Annotated in this window: 11 protein-coding genes; 1 reads left to right on the top strand and 10 read right to left on the bottom strand. The window is 57.2% G+C overall.

The window, feature by feature from the left end; translation table 11 throughout:
• Nucleotides 1-27: 27 nt before the first annotated feature.
• The 10 genes from OJ965_RS07985 to OJ965_RS07940 form a co-directional block, all read right to left on the bottom strand.
• Nucleotides 28-813, bottom strand: coding sequence for a toxin Tle1 chaperone Tla1 (locus OJ965_RS07985; RefSeq protein WP_265138715.1), 786 nt, complete (start codon nucleotides 811-813; stop codon nucleotides 28-30).
• Nucleotides 814-3,192: a type VI secretion system Vgr family protein gene (locus OJ965_RS07980; RefSeq protein ID WP_265138713.1), complete on the bottom strand. Its 2,379-nt coding sequence runs from the start codon at nucleotides 3,190-3,192 to the stop codon at nucleotides 814-816.
• Nucleotides 3,189-5,843, bottom strand: coding sequence for a type VI secretion system ATPase TssH (gene tssH / locus OJ965_RS07975; RefSeq protein ID WP_265138711.1), 2,655 nt, complete (start codon nucleotides 5,841-5,843; stop codon nucleotides 3,189-3,191). Before tssH ends, OJ965_RS07980 begins: the two co-directional genes overlap by 4 nt.
• A gap of 162 nt (nucleotides 5,844-6,005) precedes the next feature.
• Entirely contained in the window at nucleotides 6,006-6,497 is a 492-nt protein-coding gene (gene hcp, locus OJ965_RS07970; protein WP_046102419.1) for a type VI secretion system effector Hcp, read from the bottom strand.
• Between the two features lie 4 nt (nucleotides 6,498-6,501).
• Entirely contained in the window at nucleotides 6,502-8,214 is a 1,713-nt protein-coding gene (locus tag OJ965_RS07965; RefSeq protein WP_265138710.1) for an OmpA family protein, read from the bottom strand.
• Nucleotides 8,211-8,900, bottom strand: coding sequence for a type VI secretion system protein TssL, short form (gene tssL, locus OJ965_RS07960; RefSeq protein ID WP_265138709.1), 690 nt, complete (start codon nucleotides 8,898-8,900; stop codon nucleotides 8,211-8,213). The genes OJ965_RS07965 and tssL overlap by 4 nt, the downstream gene beginning before the upstream one ends.
• Nucleotides 8,897-10,237, bottom strand: coding sequence for a type VI secretion system baseplate subunit TssK (gene tssK / locus OJ965_RS07955; protein ID WP_265138708.1), 1,341 nt, complete (start codon nucleotides 10,235-10,237; stop codon nucleotides 8,897-8,899). Before tssK ends, tssL begins: the two co-directional genes overlap by 4 nt.
• A 17-nt stretch (nucleotides 10,238-10,254) precedes the next feature.
• Nucleotides 10,255-11,802, bottom strand: coding sequence for a type VI secretion system contractile sheath large subunit (gene tssC, locus OJ965_RS07950; protein WP_046102318.1), 1,548 nt, complete (start codon nucleotides 11,800-11,802; stop codon nucleotides 10,255-10,257).
• A 33-nt stretch (nucleotides 11,803-11,835) separates the two neighbouring features.
• Complete coding sequence (tssB, locus tag OJ965_RS07945) at nucleotides 11,836-12,333, bottom strand: type VI secretion system contractile sheath small subunit (RefSeq protein ID WP_140029675.1); 498 nt, start codon at nucleotides 12,331-12,333, stop codon at nucleotides 11,836-11,838.
• A 604-nt stretch (nucleotides 12,334-12,937) separates the two neighbouring features.
• On the bottom strand, nucleotides 12,938-13,807 hold the full coding sequence (locus tag OJ965_RS07940) for a helix-turn-helix domain-containing protein (protein ID WP_265138707.1): 870 nt from the start codon (nucleotides 13,805-13,807) through the stop codon (nucleotides 12,938-12,940).
• Between the two features lie 178 nt (nucleotides 13,808-13,985).
• Here OJ965_RS07940 and OJ965_RS07935 point away from each other — a divergent pair, with 178 nt between their 5' ends.
• Nucleotides 13,986-14,885, top strand: a complete 900-nt coding sequence (locus OJ965_RS07935) for a DMT family transporter (protein ID WP_265138706.1) — start codon at nucleotides 13,986-13,988, stop codon at nucleotides 14,883-14,885.
• The last annotated feature ends 36 nt before the right edge of the window (nucleotides 14,886-14,921 follow it).

Here is a 14,921-nt window from a genome sequence, read left to right as displayed (position 1 = left end):
AAGGCGAACTGCCTCATGAACCCACTTTCAGACTTCTGCTGAGGACCGTACGATCAGGTTCTTAATCACCCAATCCTCGCGCTCTTTATCCAGTATCATCCCTTTGGCGGTGGCTGAAAGCATGCCGATGAAACAGGCCGTAAACCGTTCAACCTGCGAAGCAAATCCCGTATCGGGAACGTCACGATAGCGAAGCATCAGCCTGGCATCGCAGATGCACATCAGAGCTTCAAACTGGCTATCGCTCAAAGCGATGTTCTGGCACTTCTCGTTGATGGCGGGCTGTGCTCCCTGCCCCATCAGCAATCCCGGCTTTTCGTCAAGATCCAGCCAACTCCAGAACAACGCCGGGCGCTGCAACTGAGCCTGCTGATCAGGTTCCAGAATATGAGAGAACAGATAAGGGAAAATACGGGCATCAAAGTATCTGAACAGCCCTGCACGTCCCTCATGTGTCGCATCGGTGCAGGCAGTTAACCATTCAGCCAGAGCAGTGAAAGGCCAGGGAGAACAGAGCACCATCAGCGGGGCCGTCTTTTGTACTTTCAGAGCCAGCTCATTGAACCACTGCTTCTGATGAGGATCGTTTAAAGAGATCCTGATCAACAGCGGCGACTCTTCAGTCAGGGCATCTTCCGGCAAGCCCTGGTAGAGAGACTGCCATACCAGAGGCGGTGAAAAATCCCGTAGTACAGGGATAATGGAAAAATCAATACCGCACTGGTCGAGAATAAAATCAAGGTGGGTCATTTTTATATCAGCGCAGGTTTGCTGAAGCAGATTCACCCAGTCGGTAACAGGGGTCGTATTCACTTATGCCTCCCTTGGCACAAAGCCCTGAGCCAGCCGCTGCGCCTTTTTCAGACACTCTTTGCACACGGACGAAGGCAATTCTGGCAGCGGATAATCTTCACTCGCCGGGCCCTGTAATTTATGTTGCCCTTTGAGGCTTAACAGGCCTGGACCATGCACGCTGATTTCGCCCTGTGGCGTGAGCTTGATGTAAGCGCCCCCGCAGGCAAGCGTGATCCCATTCTTTGCCGTCAGTTGCAGGTGCCCCTGGGTGGACTGCACCGTGACATCCTTCATCGATGTGAGCGACAGCGTATCCGCATGGGATTCCACCGCCAGCGGGCCTTTGGCAGAGACCAGACGCATACCTTCCTGATGAGCCAGAATAGAGATAGCCTGGCTGGCATTGACGGAGTAACGCTGCGCCGCGCTAAGATCAACCTCCCCCAGGCTTTGCAGATACAGGCCCTTGCCAGTGTGCAGCACTGCCGCTTCCGGCGTGACGGCAGCAATCCCTTTCGGCGCAGACATCAACAAAGTCGGTTCTTTAAGTTCACAGGCTCCTGAAACAAGCGCCTGAAGAGGTTGTGTATCCGGTGCACAGTTTTGGTGGGTTCTTGCAAGCCCTCCCCATTCTGCAACCTGATTTACCGCACCGTTTAACAGGCTGATCGCTTGCTCCATCGCCAGAACGTCGCCCTGCGCCTTCGCCTGCCCGTCCGCCGAGATAAAAATCCCCTTCTGCGCCCGTATCGCCCCCCAGCTGTCCGTCCTGAGCTCAAACCCCTCGCCGCGCTGCTGTTTCTCACTGTCGACCAGGTGCCCGAGATTCAGCTGACTCTTGCCGCCATACTCCGTCGACACCTTGATATGCTCTTTTCCGCGCTCGTCATCGAGGCGGATTTTATTGTTCGCAGGCGTCCGCAGGACGTTACGTCTGTAGTTGCGGATGGTGACGTGGTCGCCGTGCGCCGAGTCGTGCAGCACGCCGGCAATGTACGGCCGGTCCGGGTTACCGTCCTCAAAGCCAATCGCCACTTCGGTTCCTGCCAGCAGCGGCAGGTGAAGGCCGTACGTATCCCCTGCGTACGGGCGGGACTGGCGCACCCAAAGGCTCTCAAATCCGGTCTCCCAGCTGTCACGGTCAAACAGCATATTGACGCGGTAACGACCGTCTTTGTCGATGTGGCCGTAGGTGTCATTTTCAGTGGTACTGGTGACGCGGGCCGGCAGCGTCCCGGCCATCACCGGACGTGAGCCAGGCTCAGGGCGGAAACCAAAATCGGTGTTATCAGGAATGCCGTCAAAATCAACGGCAAAGTCCTTATCACGACAGGCATGCGTACGCATCGCCGTGATGACCACACCCGCGCTGAACACCTCTGCCACTTCGTACCCGCCGGTGACTTTCAGCACCTGGCCCGGAAAGAGCGTCGGACAGCTGGTGATGCCCTGCGTCCGCGTCTGGCCATTCAGGTAGCGCTCATGACGAATGCGGGCATAAAACGCCCCGGACTCCGGGGCCGGATTGCGGTCGTATGCATCACCCCGGGTAAGGTAGTTGTCCCCCCAGTGGTAGGCATCGCCACAGGTGGTGCTGTCGCCCTGAGTCGCGTCCACCTGGCTGTTCATGTCTTCCGTGGCCTGACGGTAGTTGTAGTCACGGGTGCTGACCTGCTTCTGCACCACGTTGTGGTGGCACGCCATGCCCCAGACCGAGTCCACGCCCTTTGAGTGCTGGCCCGACGGCGGGACTGACGGCAGGGTCAGGCCTTTCTCATACCCCTGCTGGCTGTCGTAAAACTCCACCACGTCGATGTTCAGACGCGTGTCAGTGGTGAAGCGAAACCAGATGCCCACCTCACCCAGCAGGCGGGTGATAAAGTGCAGGTCATCCTCACCGTACTGCATCACCTGCTCACGGCGCGGGTACTCTTTTGACAGCGAGAACAGAAAATCCTGGCCGCGCATGTTGTGACGCTCGCGCAGGATTTTTTCCACAATCTGCGGGACCGACATGTCCTGGTAGATGGCGTTCTGGTGCGAACGGTCAAGCAGCGCCAGGCGTGGCCGGAGCGTCAGGGCATAATGGGTTTCATCTTTTGATGTGCTGAGGCGTTCAAAGCCGGTCACTACCCCCTGAAGGGTGCGCACGGCCTGCTGCACTTTAATGCCGTAACCCTGGTCCACCGGGGCCTGCAGCGTCAGCGAGCCGGTTTTCATCAGCATCATCTCTTTGCTGATGGCATGGTCAGAGCTTGTGAATTCAATGCGGTAGCTGAACGGTTTACTTAAGGCCTCATCGCCCTCAAAGGCCAGCACGTCAGGTTCCGCCGTACAGCCTTTGACCGCCAGCAGGTGGTGGTTGTGGCTGAATCTGATCGGGGGATGACTGCTCATACGTTCTCTCCCTCAGTCCGGTTAAAGTCCAGCGAGATACCTTCTTCGTCGCTCCAGCCAAGCTTCAGAGTGTGTGGTTTCTGCTTCGCGGCCATGTGGGTCAGCAGTTGCTGGCTCAGCACCGGCAGAATCTGCTGATTAAGCAGGCTGTCGACGTTGCGTGCGCCGGTATCCGGCAGCAGGCAGGCGGCGGTGAGTGCGTCGTACAGGCTCACATCAATATGGGTGGTCAGGCCGTAGTGGCGGCTCAGACGCTTGCTGACTTGGTCGAGCTTCATCTCCACGATGATACGCATGGCCGCTTCAGCCAGCGGTCGATAGATCACGGTCTGGAAGCGGGCAAGCAGCGCCGGCTGGAAGTGATCGCGCAGGATCGGGCGCAGCAGTTCGTGCAGGTCGCTTTCGGTGGCCTCCGGCTGCTCATCCAGCAGCTGCATCAAAAGGTCGCTGCCGAGGTTTGAGGTCATCAGGACAACGGTATTACGGAAGTCGATTTCGCGGCCTTCACCGTCGCGCATAAAGCCGCGGTCGAAGACCTGATAGAACAGATTCATGACGTCGCGGTGTGCCTTTTCCACTTCGTCGAGCAGCACCACGCTGTAGGGACGCTTGCGTACCGCTTCGGTGAGGATGCCACCCTGGCCGTAGCCGACGTAGCCCGGCGGTGAGCCTTTCAGCTGCGACACCGTGTGCGGCTCCTGGTACTCGGACAGGTTAATGGTGATGAGTGACTTCTCGCCGCCGAACAGCACATCCGCCAGCGCCAGCGCGGTTTCAGTCTTACCGACGCCACTCGGGCCAACCAGCAGAAATACGCCCTGCGGACCGTCCCCGGACGTAAGGCCGGTTTTCGCCGCTCGCAGACGCCGGGCGATGGCAGTCAGCGCCACATCCTGGCCAACCACGCGTTTGCCGATTTCCTTCTCCAGGCTCAGGAGTTCGGTCTGTTCGTCTTTCATCAGCGAAGAGAGCGGCACGCCGGTCCAGTCGGCAATGACGGTGGCAACGGTGCGCACGTCCACATCGATCGAGAGCAGTGGATTGCTGTGCTGCATTCCGTTCAGTTGCTGTTGCAGCGCTTGAGTTTCGCCCTGACGGGAGAGGTCCTGGCGGCTTTGCAGCAACTGCTCTGCGACTTTCAGCTCCTGACCGTGCCGGGTTTCCAGCTCATCAAGTTTGAGGATCAGTTGTACTTCTTCCTGCCCGATAAGCGTCAGACGCTCGCTGTGGCTCTGACTGCCAAAAGCAATATCTTCCAGCAGTGCCTGCTTCTCCATTTCAAGCGAGGTTATCTGCGCGCGAATGCGGGTCAGCTGCTCCGGAACGGTATCAAGGCTCATGCGCACGCGGGCGGCGGCGGTGTCGAGCAAATCGACCGCTTTGTCCGGCAGCTGGCGACCGGTCAGATAACGGCGGGAGAGCGTGACCGCAGCGCGCACCGCATCATCGGTGATATGCACGTTATGGTGCTCGGCATAGCGGGATTTGAGACCGCGCAGCATCAGGCAGGCGGTCTCATCGTCCGGCTCGTCGACCTTCACCATCTGAAAGCGACGCTCCAGCGCGGCATCGCGTTCGAAATATTGTTTGTACTCGCTCCACGTGGTCGCGGCGATAGTGCGCAGTTCGCCGCGCGCCAGCGCCGGTTTCAGCAGGTTGGCGGCATCCGCGCCACCCGCCTGATTGCCCGCACCGATAATGGTGTGGGCTTCATCAATAAACAGCAGAATCGGTAGCGGAGACTGCTGCACCGCGTCGATGACGTTTTTCAGGCGCTGTTCGAACTCGCCTTTTACGCCCGCGCCCGCCTGCAGCAGCCCCAAATCCAGGGTGCGCAGAACAACCGGCCTGAGAGATTCCGGCACGTTGCCTTCGGCTATACGCAGCGCCAGGCCTTCCACCAGCGCGGTTTTCCCCACACCCGGTTCGCCCACCAGAATCGGGTTGTTCTTGCGACGGCGCGAGAGAATGTCCACCATCTGGCGGATTTCCGTATCACGGCCAAACACCGGGTCGATTTTGCCCTCTTTCGCTTTGGCGGTGACGTCGAGCGTAAATTTATCCAGCGCGTTCTGCAGCGCCGGGCTCAGCTCGCCTTCTTTCAGCTCGGCACCCACCGGACGGCCGACAAATTCCATCCCGCCGCTGTGGCTCTGCGCAAGTTCCGCTTCCTGCTGCAGTTCCGGGCGTTCGTCCGACTGTGCATCGAGCAGCGGACGCAGACGTTCCAGCTGACTCTGGCCCAGCGTCAGGAGTGGCCACAGCCCGTCACAGCGCACCAGTTTCTGTTTATCTGCCAGCGCCATCAGCAGATGGACGCTGCGGATTTGTTCCTCACCGTTCAGAGAAGCAATCAGCCAGGCTTGCTGCAGCAATGTCTGAATGGCGTCAGACAGTTGAGGACGCTGGCGTACTGAACGCGGCTGCTTATCCAGCCAGGCAAGCAAATCCTGCCAGATGGCGTCCATATCCCACTCATAGCGGCGGGCCAGCACGGTGAGATCGCCTTCACCCTGCTCCAGCAGTTTCAGCAGCCAGTGCTCCGGCAGGATTTCAGCATGGGCGCGAATCTGACACAGGGAAGCTGCCCCTTCCATCGCACGGGCGCAGTAAGGGTTGAGACGTCGAAGAAGGATTGCCGGGTTTTCCATATTTGCTTGCTCACTGTTGAGGACCGTTCAGGCACGCTACCGCCCCTGGCCGTTACCGAGGCCCATAAGGTCTGTTTCCGGGATGTGATGTTTTTGCTGAGCGCCCGCACAGGCAGACGCTCAGCAAAAAGAGCGGACAGAGAAGCTCTGCCCGCTCGTGACTTATGCGGTGGCGCGTTCGTTCCAGGAGTCGGAATGAATGATGTTGCCGTCTTTGTAGGTCCAGGTGATTTTTTCGTAGCGCAGTTCAATCTGCTCAAGATGATTATGCTTCTCGAAAGCCGGATTTTTGATGTCGTGCATCACCGGGTTCACTTTCACCACCTTCACGTTTTCCAGTCTGGTGTTGAAGTACTCCACTTCCTGGCCCGCGTCGTTGATCCTGTACCATTTGAATTCAGCAGACTTGAGGGTCTGCCCGGTGGTCACTGCCTTGTACAGGTAGGGGCTGGAGGAGTCGATCTCCTTGGTAAACAGGAACGGGGTATGAATACGGGTGCCGGTCAGCTTGCCGGTGTTGTTGTCGGTCGGGATGTAGAGGTTATGCTGCTGTGCCACCACTTCGATGCTGCCGTCTCGATCCTGAACGTCCACGGACCCTTTGATGTCCGCGCCGCCGTCGTCTTTCAGCCAGAGATAAACAGGAATTGCCATGAAATTACTCTCCATTGTGTAGTGATGCGTCATCATCCTGCGATGACGCCTGGGTGTGGCCCGGTATCTGACAGGCACTGGCCTGCGGTACCAGACTGATTTCGACACGGCGGTTGAGCGCACGCCCCTCCGGGGTGTCATTGGTTGCGATCGGACGGCTTGCGCCATAGCCCTGCACCGCAAAACAGCTTTCCGGTACGTCACCGGTGTCACGCATCCAGTCGCGTACCGCTGCGGCACGCTCGAGTGACAGCGTCTGATTCAGTTTTGGGTTACCGGTGTTGTCTGTATGGCCGGACACGACAATCAGCCAGCCCGGCTTCGCTTTGATGCCGACCAGTGAGTTCACCAGCATTCTGGTGGAGCCCGCTTTCAGCGCAGATTTGCCGGAATCAAACAGCGACATGCTGTCGAGACGGATAATTTTGGGTACCGGCTCAGGTTCCGGCTGCGGTTCAGGCGGCGGCGGTGGCGGCACATACGAACGGATCGCCTCCAGCACCGGCATTCGCAAACGCTCTCCCTGATAGAGACCCAGGCTCATCCGAGCCGGTACACCATTGCGCGCCTGGTCATCCAGTTCTGCCGCATTGTTACGCAGGACAGCCACGGCATCGGCTTTGGGGCCGAAATCCTGCATCGGGATACGGTCATAGCGGGCAATATCGAAGCTCACACGCCGCAGCAGCTGGCGATTGTTCCAGCTACTGCTGAGCAGGGCAGCAATGGCAGCCAGCGTGAAAATCCCGAGCGCATAACGCCAGGCTCGCCCACGTGGCGTCAGGCCGCGTCCTTCAGGGAGCAGCGGCAGAATAAAATCCGGGAAGGGGGAAACCACCGTGCTGTCCGTTCCCACCGGCTGCCAGCCCGCAACCTGCTGGATCGCAGTGTGACGGGCTAGCCATGCAGTCCAGGCAGATGTGGCCAGACTGCCGGCAAGGATCGGTCCCATTCCCCACAACACCGCAACAGGTGCGATGACCGGAACATCGGGATTTTCATCCATGAAGCGCGCAGTGACATGCTGCTGAAACCACGCCATCAGGCTGTTTATCAGCACCTGCTGCTGCATCGCTGGCGACCCACCGGTGGTGATCCATTCAGCGATTGAACCCGGCGCTGAAGACGCCCGCCAGACCCTCACGCCTTCACCCGGAATAGCCGCCTGCCAGAGCAGATCATCCGTCATCGCGCTGCCAATCTGCCCCTTCAGAACCAGTGGCACACAATGACCCGTTTTTTTACGCAACTGGCTGATTTGCCAGCGCAGGGCCAGCAGACGACGGGTCAGCGCTTCGCTGTCGGCGTGTTTCTGCGGACAGACGCTGACCATCACCGATAGCTGGCGACCCCAGTCAGGCCGCAGCGACAGAACCTGTTGAGCGACCTGAACCAGATCCTGATGATCCGTCACACGGATCCAGCATCCCTGCGTGCCAGTGAACACCGGTGACGGCTGTCGGGATGTCAGCGGCAGATCGCCACAGAACAGCACCACAGGCTGACGCCAGGAAGCTTCCGGGAGGTCATCCAGACGCAGGGTAACGTCATGCTCCGCACGACGACTGGCGATCGTCCGGAACGCCAGGGTACCCCCCAGAACGATAAGCAGAAGGAGCACAGAAACCAGTCGGGATACCGGCAGGAAATTCAGGCAGACCACGGCACTCAGCAGGGCGGCCCACAGTACAAGCGCGCGCTGTTGTGCTTGACTCATTTCACGGCTCCCGGTAACAGGCTCTGCAGCATCTGATCCAGCCAGTGATCCAGCCCCCACCAGAGTGCGGCCACCACCACGACGCTCAGGCCGATACGCACGGGCCATGAGTCCAGCCAGCGCCCCATCCCCCGTCCGGCACCACTTTCTGCCAGAACCGGAAGCGTATTGGGATAGCTGAACGGTGAGACCTGTTCACTCAGTGCGCTGACAAGTTTCTGACGCTCCGGATCGTTCAGAGCACGAAAGCTGCCCAGGAATCCCAGCATCATGACCCGCTGGAAGCAGGTCAGGACGGCCCGATCGGGCGATGGGTCACGCAGCACTGCGCGCATCCGATCGCACAACGTGTCACCCGCGTCCATGGTGCCAAGGAAGTACCCCTGCAGGGGAATGCCATACCACTGCACACAGGCATCATCCTCCACACCGCGACCTTTGACCGCCTCATCAAGCAGCGCACACTGTGCCGTGAGAATATGCTGACAGCTGGCTTCATCAAGGTCGCTCGCTTTAAGTTCGCGCTGGACCCGTTCGACATCAGCAATGCAACGCTCCCATAACATGCGCCCTTCTCCCTCCTGAAATATCGGGCCGTAACGCAGGCTAATCACCTGTAGCCAGGTATTCTGCAGCAGAGCATCAATATCGATAGATGTGGAAACACCGCGTTCAGGCTTACTCATGTTCTCAGTACCGCAAAGAGTTCAAGTTCAGGCTCGCCGAGCATGCCCGGCACGTAAAACATACAGGTACCGCTCTGAAGCATTTCAGTGGCCAGAGGATGAGAAACATCAAGGCTGAAATACTGGTTTTCCAGGCGCAGCGGAATGGCGGCCGGCACATGACGCAATGGCGTCAGAGGAATACCTACCCGCGAAGAATTGACGATACTTCTGACGTGATCAGGCGTGCCGACCTTACACTGGCGCGGGAACTGCTCCTGCAGTTGTGCCACCGGTATCGGTGAACGCACGGAGAGGTAGTAATCCGCCCCTTCACGCAGACGTGGGTCATGCAGACGAGCCTGCCAGACGTGAAGCCGGGGATCCTGTTCAAGCTCAATTGCCACCACCCGTGACGGCAGGCTGGCTTCCAGCAGATCACTCAGCAAATCAAATAGCGGCGGGAATACGTGATTCAGTTGCTCATGCTGCCAGATCGGAATCGCGCTCACCTGATGCTCCAGCGAGAAGGTCAGCAGGCTGCCCGCCAGCCGCGCCAGTTCCGGGTACAGACGCTCCGGCGGGCTTTGCGGGTGGCGCTGAAACTGACCCAATACCGGCTCGGCGCTGTTCAGGGCATTGAGCAGCCAGAAGAGTGACACGTCGGCTACGGCAAAATCCGCCATACGCTCGTTACTTTCCCGGCGCATCGCCATCAGGCGACTCAGACGAGCGCGGAGCTGTGTCATCAACTGCTCCAGCTGATTCACCAGCCAGCGGCTGCCCTGCAGAGCGAGCAACGGGGGCAGCCATGCATCATCGCGTGTCCAGCGGCCCTGCGAATCCTGCTGCAGGCGGGCGACCAGGCAGGTCAGGTAATCACTGTTGTTCTGATGAGCAAAACGCAGCGTCAGCGCGGGCTGCATCACCGCAATCTGACGGGTATCTTCCCCAAAGAGGTTGCGAACATCCCGCCAGCACTGACGATAACGAACCGGGCGATCGGCTACCTCATCAGGCTTAAGACAGTTGCCCCCGTTTGCCCGCATCAGCGGAAGCGCCAGAACCACCCCGACATCCCGGGATTCCCCTTCAAGCGCCAGCACCGGTGGCAGGTCATCCCCCCTATCCGTGTCGACAAGCGTGCCGTCGGGAAAGCGGAGGTGCAGATGACTGGCCTGCAGGCGGCCCAGTTTTAATGCGTCAGGTTCAAAAGTTGCCTCAATCACCCCCCAGGGATGGGAGAGCCCCAGTCGGGCGATGCATTCCGCTGACCAGGCCGCATACGCGGCCTGCTGCTGGAAGTGCTGGGGTGAGATCATCTGCCCCCGGCCCCATAACGGCTGTTCCGTTTTCATTGGCTTCCTGCCTTAGCTTACGATTTGGCCTTAGGCATCTGAGAAACCAGTGAGAGGTTGACGTCCATCCCTTCCACCTGGAAGTGCGGCACGGCATAGAGCTTCACGCGGAAGAAGCCGGGGTTATCCTCAATGTCTTCCACCACCACTCTGGCGTCCCGCAGCGGGTGAGAGGCCTGCAGCTCGTCGCCCGGGTCGGTCATTTCCGTGACCAGACTGCGCACCCAGGTATTCAGCTCCAGCTCCAGCAGACGACGGTCTTTGGTGGTACCGATGTTTTCACGCTGAATCAGCTTCAGATAGTGGGCAATACGCGAAAGCAGGAAGATGTAGGGCAGACGGGCATTGATACGGCTGTTGGCCGTCGCATCCGCGGTATCATAGAGTGCAGGTTTTTGAGTGGAGTTCGCCGAGAAAAAGCACGCATAGTCGCGGTTTTTGTAATATGACAGCGGAATGAAACCCAGGTTGGCAAATTCAAATTCGCGGGTTTCCGGGATCATGACCTCGGACGGAATTTTCACCTGATTGCCGGTGCCAAGGTCATACAGATGAATAGGCAGATCCTGAACCGCACCACCGGCCTGCGGGCCCCGAATCTGTACACACCAGCCGTTATTGATAAAACTGCGCACCATGTTTGCGGCAAAAGCAAAAGAGGCGTTGGTCCAGAGATATTTGTCGTGATCCGGGCCTTTCACTTCCTCAACATAATTGAAGCTGCGAACAGGCACGGTGTCCGGGCCATAGGGCAGACGGCCCAGCACACGCGGCATGACCAGACCGATGTAGCGGGAGTCATCCGTCTCGCGAAAGGATTTCCACTTGATGTACTCCGCGCGATCAAAGTAGTTACCGATATCCTTGATAGCAGCCACTTCTTCCATCGAATCTTTCAGGAAGAATTTCGGGCCAGCCGAGCCGATAAACGGCATATGTGCTGCGGCAGAGACTTTGGAGATGTTGCGCAGCAGCGCGACATCCTGCGCAGACGCATCAAACTCGTAAGCGGAAATCAGCGCGGCAATCGGTTCGCCACCCGGTGTATCATACTCTTCAATATAGGTTTGCTTATACAATCCGCTCTGGATGATTTCCGGGCTGTCTTCGAAGTCCTGACGCAGCTCTTCTTTTGACATATCCAGCAGTTCAACCTTCACGTTCTGACGGAAATCGGTTTTATCAACCAGGGATTTCACGCCGCGCCACAGGCTTTCCACTGCCTGGAATTCTTCGCTATGCATCACGGCATCAAGCTGGCGGCTGATCTGATAGTCCAGTTCCGCGATATGGTGGTCAATCAGGTTTTTGTCGAGCTTTTCGACTTTTGAGCCCGACTTTGTCAGGCATTCCAGAAACACCTGCATCCCGGCAGTCAGACGCTCATCCGCGGTCGCATCTGACATCGCCTGCGCGTCCTGCCAGATGTCCAGCGCACTCAATTCAGACACCGGGTTCAGGTTGATTTTTTCAAACAGGGAGGCATATACCCCACCGGCAGCAGGACGTTCCAGCACGACACTCTCGCCACCCGCGGCATTCTCATTTTTTACAGACATCAGCATCTTCCTTATTAATCCGTTAAAGCATCGTGATCGTTATGGCTGTTTCGGGGCCAGGGCGGAGAGTTCGGCTCTGAGTTCTGCGCTCAATGCCGGATCGAGCAGAATCTTTTCCAGCTCTTTTCGGAATGCCTGGTTGTCCAGCAGGTTGGCTTTTAAATCGCGAAGTAAATTGCGCATGGAAAGCATGGCTTTCAGCTGGGGTATTTGCCGTGAAACCTGTTCCGGGGTGAAATCCTTCATGCTCTGGAATGTCAGCGTGATATTTTCCTCACTGCCATCACCGGCAAGTGTGTTTTTAACGGTCAGATTGACGTTTGGGGAATATTCGGAAAGCACTGCGTCAAAGTTATTTTTGTTGAGATTAACTTTCTTACGCTCAGACAGGGGTGCAGATTCCTGACCATGACTGAAGTCACCCGCCACCAGTAATTTAAGGGGGAGTTCCGTTTTCTTGCTTGCGCCCCCCGTATGCAAATCGAGTTTCAAATTAATACGTGCCTTCGGCACTTCACTCTGGAAACTATCCGACATCTCATCATCCCTCAGATTATCGCTACATGGATTTTTCAGACTAAAGCTATAGACGCACGATAATAGAATAATGATCGATATAAGATCAAATCTTAAGATCATTACGCTATTTACCAAACATATTAAGAATTTTCTGCTGAATTTTAATAGCGGTGATTGTCGCCATACCAGCGATTTGAGCCAGAAGTGAGCAATTAAATAAACATTTATGTCGCTGCAGTGAAAACGAACGAAAAATTGCTCGTAAATGGTTATGGCATTGATTTGCATCAATACAGCTACACCAAAAAGAGTCATTGACTGACTGAAGGAGCATTCTGGAACAGAAGATATAAAAGCGGAAAGAAACGTCGGACTTTATAACGCGGGCTGACAGGAGAAACTGTGGAATATTCCTAAGAAAGATGTCCAGAATGACATCGAATTTTTATTAAGACAAAGCGTGCCTGATTTAATGCAATAATTGCAGGAACCGCTGGTGAGAATAGATTTAAACCCTCCCTCACACCCAGCCAGCGCGGTGGTTTTCGCCACCAGAAGATACCGATTCACGCACTCTTTAATATGTGGCCGGAGATCATTTAAAACGTTTTTAAAACCGCCTTCAGCTCTGCGCCCGACGGCAGGCGGAGGGCGTCATGCCATAAACCTGGCGGAACCGATGGCTGAAATGCGCGGAAGAGTGAAAACCACACTGAAAGGCAATTTCAGTCAGTGTCAGATCGGGACGTGCCAGCAAAGCGTGTGCGCGTGCCATCCGACGCTGCATCACAAACTGGTGTGGCGCTGCGCCGGTGGTGTGCCGGAACATGCGGGCAAAGTGAAACTCGCTGAGCGCCGCTTCCTGTGCCAGCACCGCCAGGGTTAAAGGCTGGTCGAGATGGGTTTCAATAAAGTCCAGCACCCGCCGTAACACCGCCGGTGCCAGGCCGCCCCGCACCTGAGGCAGCTGCCACTGCACGTCGCTGTAGCGCTGCAACAGGTGGGTCAGCAGTAAGGTGGAGGCGCTGCTCAGCATCACCTGACTGGCAGGCTGCTGCCAGTCGCAGCTCAGCAGAAAGTGTCGGTAAAGCTGCGTGATACGGTCGTCAGCAGAAAAGATTTTCTCATGCAGGGTTAACTGTGCCGGGCTGCGATCCCATACCCGCTCAGCCAGTTGTCGCAGCTGCGTCTCACTGCAGTAGAGATGGACAAAGGCGAGATCGGCCCGCAGGTCCCAGGTCGACTCGGTGCCGGCAGGCATCAGACAGAAGCGATCCGGTGCCCCACCGTTGCGCCAGCCATGCGCAGTTTTGTGCCAGGTGTCATATCCCCCCGCGACATAGAGGCTCAGCGTGTGGTGATCGCTGAAGTTGGTGACACGATCGCCACTGTTAAACCAGGCGGCCAGCTGAATGCCGCTGTGAAGCTGCACCTGATCACGCAGTTGTGCTTTCTGGCGCTGCAGCATTTCAAAAGTCTGATAAACAGGCATCGGGGTCGCGTTTCAGGTTGAACAGAGTGCCAGTTTACGGACAACGCGGGACAGAAAACAGGTCACATCGGGACGACACAGAAAAATGCGCAAGATTTTGCAAACTCCGCGCAATCCGCTGTAAGACCTGGTTGCCGTACCGGTGCAGACTCCGTGTTTTAACGTGGAGATTCAGGCCATGAACCTGTTTTTATATCTTTCTGTGGTGGTGATCTGGGGCACAACCTGGATTGCGATTTATGCGCAACAGTCTGCGGGCGCCAGCGCGGTGACCGTCGCGGTTTTCTGGCGTTTTTTACTGGCCTCGGTGGTGATGCTGCTTCTGCTTAAGCTGATGAAGCGGCTGGATAAGCTGACCCTGCGCGATCATCTCTTCTGTCTGCTGCAGGGCTGCTGTGTGTTTGGCTTCAATTTTGTCTGTTTCTATTACGCTTCGGGATATATCAGCAGTGGTCTGGAGTCGGTCATCTTCTCCATGGCGGTGATCTATAACGCCATTAACAGCTGGATATTTTTCCGTCAGCGCCCTTCCGCGCGACTGCTTCCAGCCATGATACTGGGGATGGCAGGCATTGTGGCGCTGTTCTGGCACGATCTGCGCAACACAGAGACCTCTGCGGGCCTGCTATGGGGCATTGGATTAAGTGCGCTGGGCACGCTGGGATTCTCATTCGGCAATATGATCAGTCAGCGGCATCAGCGTCTGCATCGTGACGTGCTGACCACCAACAGCTATGGCATGTTGTACGGCGCGTTAATGATGGCGCTGGTTTCACTGCTTCAGGGGGTTTCACTGCAGCCGACGTGGAACGCGCAGTGGACAGGCGCGGTAAGCTATCTGGCGATTGTGGGATCGGTGATGGGGTTTGGTGCCTACTTTACGCTGGTGGGTCGCATCGGTGCCAGCCGGGCGGCCTATACGACGGTGCTGTTTCCGCTGGTCGCGCTGGCACTGTCAACCCGCTATGAGGGATATGAGTGGCACGCCAGTGCCATCCCTGGCCTTGTCATGATTTTGCTGGGCAATATCGTGATGTTTGCCCGCTGGCCGCTCAGCGTAAGCCGGGCGACCGTCTGACAGAGATGCGGGCGTAGCGTCCGCATGGGCTGGCTT

Origin of the sequence: Pantoea anthophila (genome assembly GCF_026104315.1) — a bacterium.
Classification (GTDB): domain Bacteria; phylum Pseudomonadota; class Gammaproteobacteria; order Enterobacterales; family Enterobacteriaceae; genus Pantoea; species Pantoea anthophila.
This window is presented reverse-complemented; position numbering and strand designations above follow the sequence as displayed.